The organism is Effusibacillus pohliae DSM 22757 (assembly GCF_000376225.1).
GTDB lineage: Bacteria > Bacillota > Bacilli > Tumebacillales > Effusibacillaceae > Effusibacillus > Effusibacillus pohliae.
In genome coordinates this window covers 51,674-69,522 of the sequence record NZ_AQXL01000128.1, presented here as the reverse complement: position 1 = coordinate 69,522, position 17,849 = coordinate 51,674, and the positions used below count along the sequence as shown (strand labels likewise).

At 57.1% G+C, this 17,849-nt stretch carries 21 protein-coding genes; all 21 read left to right on the top strand.

The window, feature by feature from the left end; all coding sequences use genetic code 11:
• Positions 1-4 precede the first annotated feature (4 nt).
• The 21 genes from fliI to C230_RS0113310 all read left to right on the top strand — a co-directional run bounded on the left by fliI (position 5) and on the right by C230_RS0113310 (position 17,845).
• Entirely contained in the window at positions 5-1,303 is a 1,299-nt protein-coding gene (gene fliI / locus C230_RS0113410) for a flagellar protein export ATPase FliI (RefSeq protein ID WP_245533997.1), read from the top strand.
• Positions 1,300-1,743, top strand: coding sequence for a flagellar export protein FliJ (locus C230_RS0113405; protein WP_018132560.1), 444 nt, complete (start codon positions 1,300-1,302; stop codon positions 1,741-1,743). Before fliI ends, C230_RS0113405 begins: the two co-directional genes overlap by 4 nt.
• Positions 1,744-1,763: 20 nt before the next feature.
• Complete coding sequence (locus C230_RS0113400) at positions 1,764-2,324, top strand: MotE family protein (RefSeq protein ID WP_018132559.1); 561 nt, start codon at positions 1,764-1,766, stop codon at positions 2,322-2,324.
• A 51-nt stretch (positions 2,325-2,375) separates the two neighbouring features.
• Complete coding sequence (locus C230_RS0113395; protein ID WP_018132558.1) at positions 2,376-3,686, top strand: flagellar hook-length control protein FliK; 1,311 nt, start codon at positions 2,376-2,378, stop codon at positions 3,684-3,686.
• A gap of 14 nt (positions 3,687-3,700) precedes the next feature.
• Complete coding sequence (locus tag C230_RS20445; protein ID WP_018132557.1) at positions 3,701-4,105, top strand: flagellar hook capping FlgD N-terminal domain-containing protein; 405 nt, start codon at positions 3,701-3,703, stop codon at positions 4,103-4,105.
• 11 nt (positions 4,106-4,116) lie between these two features.
• Entirely contained in the window at positions 4,117-4,503 is a 387-nt protein-coding gene (locus tag C230_RS0113385; RefSeq protein ID WP_018132556.1) for a TIGR02530 family flagellar biosynthesis protein, read from the top strand.
• Positions 4,504-4,580: 77 nt separating this feature from the next.
• Entirely contained in the window at positions 4,581-5,447 is an 867-nt protein-coding gene (gene flgG, locus C230_RS0113380) for a flagellar basal body rod protein FlgG (RefSeq protein ID WP_018132555.1), read from the top strand.
• A gap of 109 nt (positions 5,448-5,556) precedes the next feature.
• On the top strand, positions 5,557-5,769 hold the full coding sequence (locus C230_RS0113375) for a flagellar FlbD family protein (RefSeq protein ID WP_018132554.1): 213 nt from the start codon (positions 5,557-5,559) through the stop codon (positions 5,767-5,769).
• A gap of 5 nt (positions 5,770-5,774) precedes the next feature.
• Positions 5,775-6,215 carry a flagellar basal body-associated FliL family protein gene (locus C230_RS0113370; protein ID WP_018132553.1) on the top strand — a complete coding sequence of 147 codons (441 nt, stop codon included), beginning with the start codon at positions 5,775-5,777 and terminating at the stop codon, positions 6,213-6,215.
• A gap of 36 nt (positions 6,216-6,251) precedes the next feature.
• Entirely contained in the window at positions 6,252-7,250 is a 999-nt protein-coding gene (gene fliM, locus C230_RS0113365; protein ID WP_018132552.1) for a flagellar motor switch protein FliM, read from the top strand.
• A complete protein-coding gene (gene fliY / locus C230_RS0113360; protein WP_018132551.1) occupies positions 7,240-8,643 on the top strand; it encodes a flagellar motor switch phosphatase FliY in 1,404 nt (467 codons plus the stop codon). Before fliM ends, fliY begins: the two co-directional genes overlap by 11 nt.
• Before the next feature lie 20 nt (positions 8,644-8,663).
• Positions 8,664-9,026: a response regulator gene (locus tag C230_RS0113355; RefSeq protein ID WP_018132550.1), complete on the top strand. Its 363-nt coding sequence runs from the start codon at positions 8,664-8,666 to the stop codon at positions 9,024-9,026.
• Positions 9,027-9,047: 21 nt separating this feature from the next.
• A complete protein-coding gene (locus C230_RS0113350) occupies positions 9,048-9,602 on the top strand; it encodes a FliO/MopB family protein (RefSeq protein WP_018132549.1) in 555 nt (184 codons plus the stop codon).
• On the top strand, positions 9,599-10,351 hold the full coding sequence (gene fliP / locus C230_RS0113345) for a flagellar type III secretion system pore protein FliP (RefSeq protein ID WP_018132548.1): 753 nt from the start codon (positions 9,599-9,601) through the stop codon (positions 10,349-10,351). The genes C230_RS0113350 and fliP overlap by 4 nt, the downstream gene beginning before the upstream one ends.
• Before the next feature lie 93 nt (positions 10,352-10,444).
• Positions 10,445-10,714 carry a flagellar biosynthesis protein FliQ gene (fliQ, locus tag C230_RS0113340; protein ID WP_018132547.1) on the top strand — a complete coding sequence of 90 codons (270 nt, stop codon included), beginning with the start codon at positions 10,445-10,447 and terminating at the stop codon, positions 10,712-10,714.
• A gap of 12 nt (positions 10,715-10,726) precedes the next feature.
• The gene (gene fliR / locus C230_RS0113335; protein ID WP_018132546.1) at positions 10,727-11,518 is read left to right on the top strand and encodes a flagellar biosynthetic protein FliR; all 792 of its coding nucleotides are present in this window, start codon (positions 10,727-10,729) and stop codon (positions 11,516-11,518) included.
• Entirely contained in the window at positions 11,515-12,591 is a 1,077-nt protein-coding gene (gene flhB, locus C230_RS0113330) for a flagellar biosynthesis protein FlhB (protein WP_018132545.1), read from the top strand. Before fliR ends, flhB begins: the two co-directional genes overlap by 4 nt.
• A gap of 30 nt (positions 12,592-12,621) precedes the next feature.
• Positions 12,622-14,664 carry a flagellar biosynthesis protein FlhA gene (flhA, locus tag C230_RS0113325; protein WP_018132544.1) on the top strand — a complete coding sequence of 681 codons (2,043 nt, stop codon included), beginning with the start codon at positions 12,622-12,624 and terminating at the stop codon, positions 14,662-14,664.
• Positions 14,661-15,896 (top strand): flagellar biosynthesis protein FlhF, encoded by a 1,236-nt coding sequence (gene flhF, locus C230_RS0113320; RefSeq protein WP_018132543.1) that lies wholly within the window; start codon positions 14,661-14,663, stop codon positions 15,894-15,896. The genes flhA and flhF overlap by 4 nt, the downstream gene beginning before the upstream one ends.
• Positions 15,889-16,764, top strand: a complete 876-nt coding sequence (locus C230_RS0113315) for a MinD/ParA family protein (RefSeq protein WP_018132542.1) — start codon at positions 15,889-15,891, stop codon at positions 16,762-16,764. The genes flhF and C230_RS0113315 overlap by 8 nt, the downstream gene beginning before the upstream one ends.
• A 16-nt stretch (positions 16,765-16,780) precedes the next feature.
• A complete protein-coding gene (locus tag C230_RS0113310) occupies positions 16,781-17,845 on the top strand; it encodes a protein-glutamate methylesterase/protein-glutamine glutaminase (protein WP_018132541.1) in 1,065 nt (354 codons plus the stop codon).
• The last annotated feature ends 4 nt before the right edge of the window (positions 17,846-17,849 follow it).

Below are 17,849 nucleotides of genomic sequence, written 5' to 3'. Positions count from 1 at the left end.
GTATCTGGAAGTCATCGAAAAAACGGGTAGGTTCGTACACTTCGGAAAAGTGGCGCAGGTCATCGGACTAACGATCGAATCGGTCGGGCCGCCAGCCAAAGTCGGCGATATCTGCCTGATTTCATCGGTCAGCCGGACGGCGCCCTGCATGGCGGAAGTGGTCGGTTTCCGGGAAGACCGGGTGCTGCTGATGCCGTTGGGCGATCTCGGGGCGGTCGGGCCTGGCAGCGAAGTGCGCGGGACAGGCAAAGCCCTGCATGTTCCGGTTGGCAAACCGTTGCTGGGCAGGATCCTGAACGGTGTCGGCCGGCCGATCGACGATCTGGGACCGCTCTCCCTGACGGAGGAAAAACCGGTCGACAATGATCCACCGAACCCGCTGGCGCGGCCGACGATTTGCTCTCCGCTGTCAGTCGGCATCCGCTGCATCGATGGCTTGTTGAGCGTCGGACGGGGCCAGAGGATCGGAATTTTTGCCGGCAGCGGTGTCGGAAAAAGCACACTGCTCGGGATGATCGCCCGCAACACCTCGGCTGACGTGAACGTGATCGCGTTGATCGGCGAGCGGGGCCGAGAAGTGAGGGGATTCATCGAAAAAGATCTCGGTCCGGAAGGACTGGCCCGTTCCGTATTGGTGGTGGCCACTTCCGATCAGCCGGCGCTGATTCGCATCAAGGGGGCGCTGGTGGCCACCACAATCGCCGAATATTTCCGCGACCAGGGCCTGCACGTCAACCTGATGATGGACTCGGTCACACGCTTTGCGATGGCGCAGCGGGAAGTCGGGCTGGCGGTGGGGGAACCGCCAGCCACGAAAGGTTACACCCCATCCGTGTTCGCGATGCTGCCAAGACTTTTGGAACGGGCGGGAACGGGCGCGGCCGGTACGATCACCGGGTTTTACACGGTGCTGGTCGACGGGGACGATCTGAACGATCCGATCGCCGACGCGGTGCGGGGGATTCTCGACGGCCACATCGTCCTTTCGCGCGAGTTGGCCAACAAGGGCCATTTTCCTGCGATCGACGTGTTGTCCAGCATCAGCCGGGTGATGAACGATCTGGTCACCCCGGAGCATCGCCGGGCGGCGCTGACGTTCAAGCGGTTGGCGGCCGTGTACCGGGAGGCGGAAGATCTGATTCGGATCGGCGCCTACCAGGCGGGGACCAACCCGGAAATCGACCGTGCGATCGAATACCGGGAGCGCATGAACCGGTTTGTGACGCAAGCGGTCGACGAAAAATCCGATTTTGCCACGACCGTCGACCAGCTGATTCATCTGTTGGGAGGAATTGAGGCATGAGCATTCCGATGCGGACGATTCAAAAAATCCATTCAATCAAATCGCTGTTTGCCAGACAGACGGAATGGGAATTTGCCGAACACAGGAGACAGCTCTCGCAAGCGGAGAGCCTGCTGCATGCGATCGAAACCGATCTGGAACATTCGCTTGCCCGCTTCAAACAGATCGAGTCGGCCGGAACGACCCCCCTACAGCTGCTGGCCTGGGATGAATGGCTGAATTCCCAGCGCTGCAAGCTGCAACAGCAAAAACAGCAGTGTTCCTACCTGGCCGGCCAGGTGGAAACGACCCGCCTGCGGTTCATCCACCGGCAGCGGGATCAGGAGATCTGGCAGCGTCTCAAGCAAAAACGATTGGAGAGCCGTGACCGCGACTTGAAAAAAAAGGAACAGTCGGAGCTCGATGAGATCAGTCTGCGGATGAGACGCAAGGCGCCCTGATTCGCGAGGGAGGGGGAGACGTGGAAGAACGCGCGTACGGAAAATTGGAATGGTTGTTTTATATCATCATTCTGCCGCTGCTGTTTACCGGATTGGTCCTGGGAATGGTGTTTCAGTTCATGGGATATGACGTGACTGGAAAACTGTTGGCCGCCGCCCGCCAGACGCCGGTCATCCGTTCGATCGTTCCGCCGGACGAAGCGGCCAAACAGGAGCGTTCCGAAGTGCGGAAACTGACGGCGCAGTTGGAACAGATGAAAAAAGAACTGGAGCAGACGAAGAGTGCCAATCAGCAGTTGCAGCAAGAACTGGTTGCGAAAGAAGCGGAACTGAACCGGTTGAAGCAGCAGAATGACCAGTCGCAGAAACAGGAGACCGAACGGCAGTCGGCGGATCAATATTGGAAGCAGCAGGCGAAAGTCTATTCCGAAATGTCTCCCAAGAAAGCGGCCAGTCTGCTGGGTGCCATCCCCCTGGCCGAAGCGAGAGCGATTCTCGGCCGGATGACGGTGGAAGAAAAGGCGCAGATCCTTGAAAAGATGGATCCGGAACAGGCGGCCCGCATCGAAACCGGGCAATGAATAACCGGCCCGGGATGCAAGTCCCTGTAACCTGTAAAGGAGGTGATTAGGATGACGACGATGGGCAAGATCACGTCGGGCTCGTCCGTTCCGACTGCTCCGGCCAATTTTTCCGGCGGTTGCGGGATGACTGCTAAAATGGCCGGACAGTTCCAGACGCTATTGACGCGGCAGCTGCCGGGTGAGAAACATGCAGACTCCGGTTTGGATCAACTGCTGGCGCTGCTGTCCGGCATGAATGCGGAGCAACTGGGGCAGCTGATTGCGTTGCTGGGTCTGCCGCAAGCGAATCCGCTGCAGCCTGAAACGATTGATTTGGCGGCTGCGGAAGCGGGGAAACAGCTCGTGTGCGTCGACGTCCCACAGCTTGCCCGGGCCGTTGCCGAGTGGCTGCAGAATGCCGGGATCCCGTTGGAAGATGCGATCCGCAGTCTGACTGCTTCCAACGAAAAAGGGGCGAAAGTAAAAGAGGCGAACGAACAGGCGGTGAAACTTGGGGGCCAGTTGCTGCACCTTCTGAAATCGATCCAGCAAGCCGGCCGCTCGGAAGATCAAAAAATCTCCGGCGCCTCGCTGCAATCAGCGGCGCTTCTGCGCGCGGAAATCAGGCCGCTGCGCCAACCGGAAACACTATTCCTGCAAATGGGAAGCCGGCTTCGGCCGGAACTCACTGCGATTGTGGGCGATTCCGGCGGCGAACCGAAGCTGACCGCGACGCAAACCGTTCCGCCTGAACCGGTTGTGGTTCAGGGCCATCCGTCCGCCGCTGCCCGGCAGGATATTTCGTCGCAAACAGACGGGGTCCATCTTTCTTCCGTGTCGAATTGGGTGGTTCCGGCAGAAGTCTCGGGAAGCACCGCTTCCGGAGCGGTTGCATCATCCGGCCCCGTGCATGTACAGATGCGGGCGGACCAGTGGAAAGCTGATTTTCCGGCGTTGTTGGTCAAACAGGCAGTTTTAGGCGAGCGCCACGGTGTAAGTGAGATGAGAATCACGCTACTGCCCGATGGGCTGGGAGAAATTCAGGTTCACATCCAGGGGGAAGCCGGACAGGTGACGCTGCAGATCGCGGCCGACAGCCAATATGCCCGCTCGCTGCTGGATTCTGGCATCGGTGTTCTCAAACAGCAGCTGGAAGCGCAAGGACTGCAAGTGAATCGGCTGGAAGTGGTGCCAGTTTCCTCCTCCACCGGGAGCGATGCGGAGTTGGGAATGTTTGACGGTCAAAGACAGCAGCGACATCCGCAAACTTACAACCCGCGCAAAGGGCAGGTGGCGAAAACAGGCGTGATCGAGGAGGCGGCGGTCTGGGAGCCGTCCTGGCAAAGTTTACGGAACGGCCAATTTGACATGATGGCATAGGAGGCGGTGCAGGGATGGTCAACCAAACGAACGCGATCGCCCCGACAAGCGGGGCCAATTTTAGTAAAACGGCGGCGAAAGAACTGGACAAAGACGCGTTTTTGAAACTGCTCGTCACGCAGTTGAAGTATCAGGATCCGCTGTCGCCGATGCAGGACCGCGAGTTCATCTCGCAGATGGCCCAATTCAGCGCCTTGGAGCAGATGGCAAACAGCGCGTTGGAGTTGCAAAAATTGCAAAGAATCGATTCGCTCGCCACAACCTTCAGCTTGCTGGGAGCGACGGTGACTTATAAGGACGCGGCAGGCAAAGAGGTGCAGGGTACCGTCATCGGCGCCGAGATGAAGGGCGGCGTCATGCAGGTGCGAGTCGGTGATGCGCTGGTGGATCTCGCCAATATTGTGAAAGTGGCCAAGTGAGGTGAGGCTGGGTGAATCGGGAATGGCTGTTTGGTGTTCGCGGCCCCGCAGCTGCACAGGGTGCGAAACCTCAAACGGCGCAGCGAGAACCGGGCCGCCAGTCGGGATGCTTTCGGGCGGAGCTGGACAAGCAGCTCGCTCGCACGGATGTGGTCGTTTCCAATCATGCGAAGCAGCGTCTGGAAAAACGGGCGATCCGACTGAATGAGGCCGACCTGCAACAGATCGGACGGGCGATCGACCGGATGGCGGCAAAAGGCGGCAAGGAATCACTGATTTTGTTCAAGCAAACGGCGTTTCTGGTGAACGTGCCAAACCGTACGATCATCACGGCTGTCGACCAGCAATCAATGAAAGACAATGTGTTTACGAATATTGACAGCGCGATTTTTCTATAGGAACCGGCCCACTCGTTGGAGGTTCCGAAAACGCTGACCGACTGACGCGTTTTCAAAATCACAAGGAGGCGATTGAAATGTTGCGAGCCATGTATTCGGGGATTGCGGGGATGCGCGGATTCCAGACAAAACTGGACGTGATCGGCAATAACATCGCGAACGTAAATACCACCGGGTTCAAAGCGGGACGGGTGATGTTCAAAGACATGCTGAGTCAGACGGTGGGAGGCGCCGCCCGCCCCGGCGCCAACATTGGCGGTATTAATCCCCGCCAGATCGGACTGGGAAGCACGATTTCCGCGATTGATACGCTGCACACGCAGGGCAGTGCCCAGACAACGAACGTTCCAACTGACATGATGGTTAACGGAGAAGGATTTTTCGTGCTCAGCAACGACGGGGGCAGTACCCTGTACTATACTCGGGCCGGCAATTTCAGTTGGGATGGTGGAACCGGCGGTTCTCCCAATCTGAAATCGCTGGTGGCGCCAAACGGAATGAAAGTGCAGGGGATTGCGGTTGATGCCAACGGGAATCCGATTAACAATGTTGTGACCGATATTCGAATTCCTGATGATGCGCAATCCTTCTCAATCGATGACAAAGGAATCGTCAGCTATGTGGATGCGTCCGGCAACAAACAGTACGTGGCTGCCATCCGGATCGCCAAATTCGCCAATCCCGGCGGCTTGCTGAAGACGGGGGACAATCTCTACACCTCTACAGCGAACTCCGGGGCGGATAATCCGGCGCAGTGGACAGATGCGGTGGCTGGGCAAAAAGGCAGAGGCATGCTGATCGTAGGGGCACTCGAAATGTCCAACGTCGACCTGTCCAACGAATTTGCCGAGATGATCGTGGCGCAGCGCGGGTTCCAGGCGAACACCCGGATCATCACCACATCGGATGAAATTCTGCAGGAATTGGTGAATCTGAAACGATAACCCAATGAAGTGACGTGATCCCCGTGAAAGTGACGGGAAGGGCGGGGAGCACAAAAAATCAGAGGTGTTTGTGAGGGGGCGGACGCTTCCTTCAGAGGGAGGGACCTGCATGATCAGAGTCACCCGCTTTAACGGTTCGGAGCTGATGCTGAACGCCACGTTGGTGGAAACGGTGGAAGCGACGCCGGATACGGTGATCACGTTGGTGACCAACAAAAAGATTGTGGTGAAGGAATCGGTTGAGGAAGTGGCGGATCGGATCACCGGTTATTACAAAACGATCGGCTTGATCGGCCGGCAAGAGCGTCCGCATACGGGGTGAACCAGATGTTTCGAAACAAACTGTTCAACATGGCATTGATCATCATGGTATCAATCGCGCTTTTGGCCGTCGTCGCGCTGGTAGGCTGGCAATATCTCGGGGACAGGGAGGCAGCGGCGAAAGCTCCCAAGCCGCCTACGGCACAGGAACTGGCGGAGCGGCAATTTGCCGTCGACAAGATGACCACCAACCTGTCCGGCTCCAGTCTGATCCAGATCGGTATGACACTGCAAACCGATTCCCGCAAAACGGTAGAAGAACTGGGATTGCGCAAGCTGCAAGTGAAAGACACGATCAATCAAATCCTGCATTCCACCACTCACGTCGACATTCAAAATGACAGGGACTACCGGCAATTGCGGCAAAAAATCAAGGACGGTGTCAACAAATACCTGCAAACCGGCAAAGTGGTCGACGTCTACATCACCGATATTGTGATTCAGTGATCCGCACGTACAGATCGGACAAAGGGGGTGACGCGCATGGCGGAAGTATTGTCGCAAAGTGAAATAGACGCCTTGTTATCCGCCTTGTCATCCGGTGAGTTGTCGGCCGAGGAGATCCGTCAGGGTGAAACGGAACGCAAGATCCGCAATTACGACTTCAAACGGGCGATGCGTTTCTCGAAGGATCAGATCCGCAGCCTCACCCGCATCTTTGAAAATTTTTCACGCTTGCTCACCAGTTATTTTTCCGCGCAACTGCGCACCTACGTGCAGATCCAGGTGGTGTCGGTCGAGCAGTTGCCGTATGAGGAATTTATCCGTTCCATCCCGAAAGTGACGATTCTCAACGTGTTTGGGGTGCATCCGCTGAACGGAAAGTTCGTAATGGAAGTCAATCCGAACGTCGCCTACGCGATGTTGGACCGGCTGCTCGGCGGACCGGGCGTCGGGCAGGAAAAAGACCGCAACCTGACGGAGATCGAAACGAGGGTGATGGTGCGCATCTTCGGCAGGTCGCTCGAATATCTCGGCGAGGCATGGAAGGGCGTGGCCGATTTGGCGCCGGAACTGGAGATGCTGGAAGTGAATCCGCAGTTTATGCAGCTGGTGTCTCCCAATGAGACAGTGGCGGTCGTCTCCCTGAGTTCGAAAATCGGCGAGACGACCGGCATGATCAACGTGTGCATGCCGCATGTGGTGTTGGAGCCGATCATGCCGAAATTGTCCGCCCACTATTGGATGCACCCGAAAAAAACGCGCGACAAGTCCGAAGATGCGGAAGTGATTCGGAAGACGCTGCAAAAAGCGTTTTTGCCGATTACAGTCGAACTGGGGTCGTCCACGATCAGTGTCGGCGAATTTTTGCAATTGGCGGTCGGGGATGTGATCAAACTGGATCAAGCGATCGATCAGAATGTCCAGATCAAAATCGGCAATTCCCCAAAATATCTCGGCCAGCCGGGCACCAGCCGCGGCCGGATTGCCGTCCAAGTCACGGAAGTTCTGGAGGAAGGGGTGAGGGAAGGTGACAGGTAACGACTTCCTATCACAAGAAGAAATTGACGCATTGCTGCGGCAGGCGGAAGCGGGCGGCCCGCAGCAGCCAAAGCCCACGGATTTGTTGAGCGATTTTGAAAAAGACGCGTTGGGCGAGATCGGCAACATTTCGTTCGGCACTGCCGCCACCGCTTTGTCCACCTTGCTCAGGCAAAAAGTGGAGATCACCACGCCCGCAGTGTCGGTGATCGACCGCGAACAGCTGCAGAACGATCTGCCGATTCCGCACGTGGTGATTAAAGTGGACTACACGGACGGATTCGTCGGGTCGAATGTGCTGGCCATCCGCACGGGAGACGCCCAGGTGATCGCCGATCTGATGCTTGGCGGGGACGGCCGCGTCGAGCCAGGTGAATTGAACGAACTGCATATGAGCGCGGTGGCTGAGGCGATGAACCAGATGATGGGATCGGCCGCCACGTCGATGTCGACGATTTTCAATATGGTGGTGAACATCACGCCGCCTTCGGTCGACATTTTCACACTGGACCGGCAGCATGCGAACGCTCTGTTTCCAACTGACGAGGTGTTGGTAAAAATCGCTTTCCGGCTGTTGGTGGGCGATCTGATCGACTCGCAAATCATGAATCTGGTGCCCATCAGCTTTGCCAAAACGATGCTGGCGAAATTGACGGGAAACGACGAACCGGCAGAAGCGGCCGCAACTGCTGCTCAGGAAGCGCCAGTTGCAACGCCGCAACCGGCGATGCAGGCGCCGGAACCAATGGCTGCCGCACCGCAGCCATCATTCACTTCCGGTTCCGTTTCATACCAACAGGCGGCTTCCCCTCTATCGGTTTCGCAGCCGCCTCACCCGGGGGCGATCCCGCCGGCAGGAGATCCGCTTGCGCATCGAGCCGTGACAGATCCCGTCTTCCACGGAGCCGCAGGGTATCACTCCGGATACGGACCGGGAGATAACCCGGTACATGGGGCAGTGCAGGATCGTGCTCTGCACGGAGCGACAGGCTATTCGCCCGCTTACGGAAGCGGGGCACGATCCACGGCATCGGCTTACCCGCCTGGCGGACGCCAGCACGAGGCGCCGACCGTGAATGTGCAACCTGTCCAGTTTGCTGCTTTTGATCCGGTCGAGCCGAATGTGATCGGCAGCGGGAATTTGAACCTGCTGCTCGATGTCCCGCTGCAGGTGACGGTGGAATTGGGCAGAACGCGCAAACAGATCCGGGAAATCCTCGAACTGGGACCGGGATCGATTCTCGAACTGGACAAGCTGGCGGGCGAACCGGTCGATATTCTGGTCAACAACAAGTTGATCGCCAAGGGTGAAGTGGTGGTTATCGACGAAAACTTCGGGGTGCGTGTGACCGATATTCTCACGCCTGCGGAACGAATTTCCAAACTGCAATAATCAGGACAGGGGGACTCGACATGGCAAAACGCATTTTGATCGTGGATGATGCAGCCTTCATGCGGATGATGATCAAAGAAATTCTCACCAAAAACGGGTATGAGGTCGTGGGAGAAGCGCAGGACGGGAAGGAAGCGGTCGTCAAGTACAAAGAGCTGAACCCCGATCTGGTGACGCTCGACATCACCATGCCGGAGATGGACGGCATCGCCGCCTTGAAGCAAATTCGACAGCACGATCCGAACGCGAAAGTGATCATGTGTTCGGCCATGGGCCAGCAGGCGATGGTGATCGATGCGATTCAGGCGGGCGCGAAAGATTTTATCGTCAAGCCATTCCAAGCGGACCGCGTGCTGGAAGCGATCAAAAAGATCGTGGGATAGACGTTGAAGGAGGCAGGACCGGTGGGCACTCTGGCGCTTGGCGAAAGCGTGGAAGACATGATCAAACGGGGCGGCCAAGGAAGCGGAACGCAGCCTCCCCCGGCAGGCGGGCAGAGCGATTGGTCGCTGCTGCTGGGCATGGTCGAACTGCTGGTGGTCTTGGGGGTGGTGGCCGGGGTGATCTACCTGCTGATCAGATTTTTGGCGCGGAACACGCGGGCGGGACGTTCGCATTCGCTGCTGCGGACCGTCGCCGTGCACCCGCTGGCCGCGAACCGGACGATTTACCTGGTGGCGCTGGAAGATCGGATTTATGTGGTCGGGGTGGGAGAGGACGTAACGTTGCTGGATGTGATTACCGACCAGGGGGTGGCGGATCGCATCAAAAACCAGGCGAGCGCGTCGGCAGGACCCGATTTTCCCGCTTGGCTGGCGAACTGGCGGCTGCCGCAACGAAAATCGGACCCGGGCGAACCGATGCAAGCTCCGTCGTTTCAGGAAATACTGCAATCGAAACTGCGGCAATTCAAAGAGCAGCGGAAAAAGTTTCGGAAATGGGACTCTGATCAGCGATGACAAAAAAGATTCTGGTTTTGCTTGCAATCGTTGTGTGGCTGGCGCACACGGGCACGGTGCACGCCGAAGGGATTGGGATTCCCGGCATCGATGTCAATGTGACGACTTCGAACAACCCGCAAAATGTGGCGACCAGCGTGCAGATCCTGCTGCTGTTGACCGTATTGTCGCTGGCGCCGGCGATTCTGATTTTGATGACCTGTTTTACCCGGATCGTCGTGGTGCTCTCATTCGTTCGGAACGCCCTGTCGATCCAGCAGATGCCACCGAACCAGGTATTGATCGGTCTGGCATTGTTCATGACGTTGTTCGTGATGACCCCCACCTTGTCGGAAGTCAATGAAAAAGCGCTGCAGCCGTATCTGGCAGGCCAGCTTTCGCAGGCACAGGCGATGGAACAGGCGGCGATCCCGTTCAAGCATTTTATGGCGAAACATACGCGGGAAAAGGATCTGATGCTGTTTCTTGAATACCGCAAAAGCCCGATTCCGAAAACGGTTGAAGAGATTCCCCTGTCCACCTTGGTGCCGGCCTATGCGATCAGCGAACTGAAGACCGCCTTTCAGATCGGATTCATGATTTTCATTCCTTTTCTCATCATCGATTTGGTGGTCTCGACGACGCTGATGTCGATGGGAATGATGATGTTGCCGCCTGTCATGATCTCGCTGCCGTTCAAGATTCTGCTGTTTGTGATGGTCGACGGCTGGTACCTGATCGTGAAATCGCTGCTGCAGGGTTATCAATAAAGTGCAAACCAGGTTGTATGCGGTCCCATCAAAGTGTTCGGAGAAAGCTTCGGAGCTTGGCGTCACTTTGATGGGGGGGAGGAGGGCTGACCGATGGGAACCGATTTTGTGATTCAACTGGGGCAACAGGCACTCTGGGTGACGGTCAAGATTTCCGCACCGATCCTGCTGCTGGGGCTGGTGGTCGGCCTGGTGGTCAGCGTGCTGCAAGCGACCACGCAGGTGCAGGAACAGTCGTTGTCGTTCATCCCGAAAATCCTTGCGGTGGCGATCGCGCTTGCCGTCTTCGGCCCTTGGATGCTGTCGGTGCTGCTCGATTTCACAAACGGAATCTTGGGCAATCTGATGCAATTTGTGCGATAGGCGGAGGTACAGGTGAGTTTCGACATCCTCGGCGGGCAACTGGGCACGTTTCTGCTGATTCTGGTGCGTGTCGCCAGCATGCTGATGGTCGCTCCGATCTTCGGGGTGCGCGGCGTGCCGGCTCATTTTAAAATCGGCCTGGCGTTTTTCGTCAGCCTGATCGCATGGTCTTCCGTCCCTGGCATGCAAGCGCAGACCGGATTGCTGGCGAGTCCGTTGTTGCTGCTGGCGGCGGTGGTGAAAGAGGCGGCGGTGGGGCTCGTGATCGGGTATGTGTGCGTCCTGATTTTTTCCGCAGCCCAGTTGGCCGGTCAGTTCATCGACATGCAAATCGGTTTTTCGATCGTCAACGTGATCGATCCGCAAACCGGGTTTCACATTCCGATTCTCGGCAGTTTCAAAAACCTGCTGACGATTTTGCTGTTCCTCGGGATGGACGGCCACTTCGGTCTGCTCACCGCCGTCTTGCAGAGCTTTCAGTTCCTGCGGCCGGGATCGTTTCCCCTGTCGGAAGGATTGTTGGAACTGCTGTTCAAGGCGTTCGCGGTGATGTTTCTGCTGGCGGTGAAAATCAGCATGCCGGTGGTGGGCGCCCTGTTCCTGACTGATGTCGGGTTTGCCATCATGGCGCGAACCGTTCCGCAGATGAACATTTTTTTCGTCGGTTTGCCGGTCAAAATCCTGCTCGGACTGCTGATGATGATCCTGGTGATGCCCGTGCTGGCGTATTTTTTGCAAGATCTGTTCCATCTGCTGTTCCGGCAGGTCGATTCGCTTCTGCAACTGCTTGGGGGGCGCCTATGATCCGCTGGAATCTGCAACAATTTGCCGGCGAAAAAACGGAAAAACCGACGCCCCGCAAACTGCAGGAGGCAAGAAAAAAGGGGCAGATTCCGAAAAGCCCCGAGCTGTCGTCCGCCTTGATTTTGCTCGGTTCGATCCTTGCCCTGAAACTGATGGGCGGATTTTACATAGACAATTTGCTGGGCTACTTGAAAACCAGTTTTACAACCAATCTTTTTTTCTCTTTGACGGAGGGCAATGCACATCAACTGTTTCTCGACAGCTTGCTGATGACTGCCCGCCTGGCGCTGCCGATCCTCGGCGTTGTGTTTGCGGTCGGGTTCCTGGCGGTTTTCCTGCAGGTCGGGGGAGTCTTCACACTCGAGCCGATCACCCCCAAGCTCGAAAAATTGAACCCTCTGCAAGGGCTGCAACGGATTTTTTCGCAGCGCAGTCTGATCGAGCTGCTGAAGTCCCTGCTGAAAGTCGGATTGATCGGCTATCTGGCGTATGGCACGATCGCCGGAGAAATTGGCCAGCTGTCCAACCTGACCCGCATGGACATCCGCGGCATCCTGGCTGTGGTCGGCGATATGATGTTTGCGGTTCTCTGGAAGTGCGCTTTTCTGCTGTTGGTGCTGGCCGTTTTTGACTATCTCTATCAGCGCTATGAGCACGAGCGCAGTTTGCGCATGAGCAAGCAGGAACTGAAAGAGGAGTTCAAAAAGACGGAGGGGAACCCGACGATCAAAAGCAAAATCAAGGAGCGGCAGCGGGCGCTGGCGATGCGGCGGATGATGCATGACGTGCCGAAAGCGGATGTAGTGATCACCAACCCGACCCATTTTGCCGTGGCGATTCAATATGACGGAGAGCGAATGGAAGCGCCGGTCGTGCTGGCCAAGGGAACCGATGAACTGGCACAGCGGATCAAACAGGTGGCGCGGGAAAACGGCGTCACGCTGGTGGAGAACAAGCCGCTTGCGCAGACGCTCTACAAAACGGTCGAGATTGGCGAAATGATTCCGCAAGAGTTGTTTCAGGCGGTGGCCGAAGTGCTGGCATACGTGTACCGATTGAAGCGAAAGGTTTAACGACCGACGCAGGAAAGGAGGGAAAATCGGATGAGACCGTCCGATCTGGGAGTGATCCTGGGGATTCTGGGAATCGTCGTGATGCTGGTGATTCCGCTGCCGACATGGCTGCTCGATTTTCTGCTGATCATCAACCTCAGCCTGTCCCTGACCATTTTGCTGGTGGCGATGAATACGAAGGAGCCGCTGCAGTTTGCCGTGTTTCCGTCGCTTTTGCTGATCACCACCCTGTTCCGGCTGGGGCTCAACGTATCGTCCACCCGCCTGATCCTCAGCCGCGGGGAAGCGGGCAATGTGATCCACACGTTCGGCGATTTTGTGATCGGGGGCAATGCGGTTGTCGGCTTTATCGTATTTTTGATTCTGGTTGTCATTCAATTTATCGTGATTACGAAAGGCGCCGAGCGGGTGGCGGAGGTGGCAGCCCGGTTTACGCTCGATGCGATGCCGGGCAAACAGATCAGCATCGACGCTGACCTGAACTCCGGCCTGATCACGGAAAAAGAGGCCCGCGAGCGGCGGCAGACGATCGAGCGGGAAGCCGATTTTTACGGAGCGATGGACGGGGCCAGCAAGTTTGTCAAAGGGGACGCGATCGCTTCGATCATCATCGTCATCATCAACATCATCGGCGGTTTTGTGATCGGGATGACAATGAACAACAAAGGAATGGACTTTACGCAGGTGATGCAGCACTACACCCTGCTGTCGGTTGGGGACGGTCTGGTGTCGCAAATTCCCGCCCTGCTGATTTCGACAGCCACCGGTCTGGTCGTTACCCGGGCTGCATCGGACAGCAATCTGAGCCAGGACGTGATGCGGCAGATGCTGGCCTATCCGAAAATGCTGTACGTGGTTGCCGGCCTGCTTGTATTGTTGGGATTGCTTACGCCGATCAGTCCGCTGACGACCTTGCCGATTGCCGTGTTGGTGGCTTTTGGCGGATACCGCATCCAACAGACGAAGACGGCGGAGGAGAACAAGCGGCAGGAGCAGGTGGCGGAAGCGGAGCAGGCGGAAGTGCGGAGTCCGGAAAGTGTCGTCAACTTGACGCACGTCGATCCGATCGAATTCGAATTCGGCTATGCGCTGATTCCGCTGGCCGACGCGAACCAGGGCGGCGATCTGCTCGACCGGGTGATCATGATCCGCCGGCAACTGGCACTGGAGCTCGGCGTCGTCATCCCGGTGATCCGGATTCGCGACAACATCCAGCTTCGCCCGAACGAATATGTCATCAAAATCAAAGGCAACGAAGTGGCGAAAGGGGAGCTTTTGCTCGATCATTATCTGGCGATGAGTCCGGGGATCGACGATCCGAATGTGTTCGGCATCGAAACGAAAGAACCGGCGTTCGGCTTGCCCGCTTTGTGGATCACCGACGAGGTGAGGGAAATCGCGGAAATGTCCGGCTATACGGTGGTCGATCCGGCGTCGGTGGTGGCAACTCACCTGACGGAAGTGCTGAAGCGGCATGCGCATGAGTTGTTGGGACGCCAGGAGACGAAGCAACTGATCGATTCGCTGAAAAACAATTATCCGGCGCTGGTGGAAGAGGTGGTGCCGAACGTTTTTGCGATCGGCGACATCCAAAAAGTGCTGGCCAACCTGTTGCGGGAAAAAGTCTCGATCCGCGACCTGGTCACCATCCTCGAGACGATGGCGGATGCGGCGTCGTACACGAAAGATCCCGATTTGCTGACCGAGTATGTCAGGGCTGCTCTCGCAAGGCAGATCACGCACCAATACCGGACGCCCGGTCAGCCGTTGACGGTCATCAGCCTGTCGCCGTCGGTGGAAAAGCTGATTCTCGACCACATCCAGCACTCGGAACACGGTTCCTATCTGGTTCTGGATCCGAGCGTATCGCAGAAAATCTACCAATCGCTAAACGAGCAAATTCAATACTTGACTGCAACCGGCAACACGCCGATCGTCCTGACATCGCCGAATGTCCGCATGCATTTCCGGCGGCTGGTGGAACGGGTGCTGCCCGACTTGCCGGTGCTGTCCTACAATGAACTGGAACCATCGGTTGAAGTGAAAAGCGGAGGGACGGTGAACATCGGATGATTGTCAAACGGTATGTAGTGAAGGATATGCCGGAGGCGCTGGCGAAGATCCGGCAGGATCTGGGGCATGACGCAGTGATCCTCAGCTCAAAGAAAATCAGGCAGCGAGGGTGGCTAGGCCTTTTTTTCACAACGCAGCTGGAAGTGGTGGCGGCCGTTAACGATGCTCCGCCCGTTGCCCCGCAGAAGCGGAAAGCAGCGGAAGCGAACGGCCAATCGCCGCAAGTGGACAAAAAGCATGTCGTCGGCGGGCATATGCCTGTCCAGCATCCCATTGCCGGACATACCGTTGCCGGTGCAAATCCGCCGCATCCGGCGGCGCCGTCGCTGCTCTTGAACGGGCGGCAGGCAGCCGGCGGGGAATCCGAAATTTTGCAGGAAGTGCAGGAACTGCGGATGATCCTGGGCAAATTTTTGCAGCAAAATTCCGGGCTGCTGCCCGCCCCGCTTGAAAAAATCCGCTCTGAGTTGCTGGCCAACGATGTGTCGTCCGAGTTCGCCGAGCGGTTGATTTTCAATTTGCTGAAAGAAAATGATCCGGTTGACCGGCTTCCGGAACAAGAATTTCGCCGTCACCTGACGAAATTAATCAGTAAGGAATTTAATGATGGGCTGCTGCCCGCACCGCTCTCCCCTGCTTCTCGGGTGGTGGCGTTCGTCGGCCCGACCGGTGTCGGCAAGACGACGACGATCGCCAAAATTGCAGCCGAGGAGTTGTTGAAGAACAAACGGAAAGTCGGCTTCATTACAACCGACACTTTCCGCATCGCAGCGGTCGATCAACTGAAAACGTATGCGAATATTTTGCAAATCCCGGTCGAGGTGGTGTTTTCCGCCGGCGAGATCGGGCAGGCGATCGGCAGGTTGCAGGACCGCGACCTGATCCTGATCGACACCGCCGGCAGAAATTATGGAGATCCGGCATGGGTGGAGCAACTGAACGAATTGCTGAACGCAGCGCAGCCCGATGAAACTTGCCTGGTCCTCTCGCTGACGACGAAAGCGGTCGATTTGGAGCAGATTGTCGGCAATTTCCAGGCCGTGGAGATCGACAAGTTCATTTTCACCAAACTGGATGAAACCCAAAGTTACGGTGCGATTTACAATCTGACACAACGCTACAAAAAACCGCTGGCCTATCTGACAACCGGCCAGAATGTGCCCGACGACATCGAAGTGGCGACGCCCGAACGAATTGCCGGATTGGTGGCAGGGGAGAAGCAGTATGTATGACCAAGCGGAGCGTCTTCGGCGACTTTTGCAGCCCGACCGCAGCTCGTTACGGCCGGCGACTCGCGTGATTACCGTCACCAGCGGCAAGGGCGGTGTCGGCAAATCGAACCTATCGTTAAATTTCGCCCTGGGGCTCGCCGCCGCCAACAAAAGAGTGGTGGTGTTGGATGCGGATGTCGGATTTGCCAACATCGACGTGCTGCTCGGCAGATCCCCGCGCCATACGCTGGCCGACCTCGTCAGGCAAAGGGCGACGATCTGGGACATTTTGCAGGCGGGTCCGCTGGGGATTCATTATATCGCCGGCGGATCGGGATTACAGGATCTGATCAATCTGCAGGGTGAACAGTTGAATTATCTGGTCGATCAATTGGAGGGACTGCAGGGCTTTGCCGATTACCTGATCATCGACACCGGAGCCGGTCTGAGCGAAGGGACGCTGCGATTTATTTTATCGGCCGACGAGGTAATCGTCGTCAGCACCCCGGAACCGACCGCGATCACCGATGCGTACGCGTTGATCAAGCTGGTGGCCAGCCAGAACGCAAACAAAAACATTCAACTGGTGATCAACCGGGCCGTTTCCCCGCAGGAAGCCAGACAGACGGCGGAGAAGCTTGCACTGGTGGCGAAACGGTTTCTCAATCTCGAGTTGCAGACGCTCGGCTATGTGCTCGATGATCCGCAAGTCCAGAAGGCGGTGAAGGAGCAGGTTCCGTTTTTTATCCGCTATCCGCATTCGACTGCCAGCCGCTGTATCGAGCAACTGGTGAACCAACAGATCAAGAACGGATTGGCGGGGGTGCCGGCCGATTCCGGAATCAAATCGTTTCTGTCCCGGATGGTTTCGATATTCCGCAACAGGTGATGACAGGGGGACACCGATGAAACCGATTCGCGTGCTTGTGGTAGACGATTCCGCGCTGATGCGGCAGATGATCAGCGATATTTTGCAATCCGACCCGGACATCCGGGTGATCGCGACCGCTCGCAACGGCAAGGATGCGCTGGACGTGCTGTCGCAGCAGCAGGTTGATATCGTGACACTGGATATCGAAATGCCTGTACTGGGCGGATTGGAGACACTGCCGGAGATTCTCCGCTCGTACCGGCTACCTGTGATTATGCTGAGCAGTTTGACGGCCGCGGGCGCCGACACCACGATCCGGGCGCTGGAATTGGGAGCGTTTGACTTTATCGCGAAACCTTCCGGTTCGATTTCGCTCGATTTGGCGAAAGTCCGCGACGAACTGATCCGCAAAGTGAAAACGGCGGCCTACCGCAAGCAAGCTTTCGATCCCGGCAGGAAGCTTTCCAGTTTGCCGGGTAAAGTGAGGCAGCAGAAAAAGGACCTCGTCCCGGCCGCTTCCGGGAACATCAAAGCGGTTGTGGCGATCGGCACTTCCACCGGTGGTCCCCGCGCCTTGCAGAGTGTGTTGACCGGACTGCCGGCCGATCTGGATGCGGCGGTCGTGGTGGTGCAGCATATGCCGCCCGGTTTCACCAAATCGCTTGCCAACCGACTGGACCAAATCTGCGAGCTGCGTGTGCATGAGGCGGCGCACGGCCAGGAGCTGGAACCGGGGCATGTATATATAGCGCCAGGAGACTACCATATGCGGGTGGAGAATTCCGGCAAGCGATTGGTCGTCCAATTGGATCAAACCCCTCCGCTTGGCGGCCATCGGCCGGCCGTCGACCGCCTGTTTCGGTCGGTCGCCGCGCTGCAAGGGGTCGCCTTGCAGGCGGTTATTTTGACAGGTATGGGAAACGATGGAGCGGAGGGGTTGAAACTGATCAAACAGGCGGGCGGCAGGACGATCTCGGAAGCGAAGGAGACCTGCGTCGTCTACGGCATGCCGAAAACGGCGGCGGAGACCGGGTGTGTCGACGCGGTGGTGCCGCTGCACCAGGTGGCGGCGCAAATCCTCAGCTTCTTACACCAATAGGAGG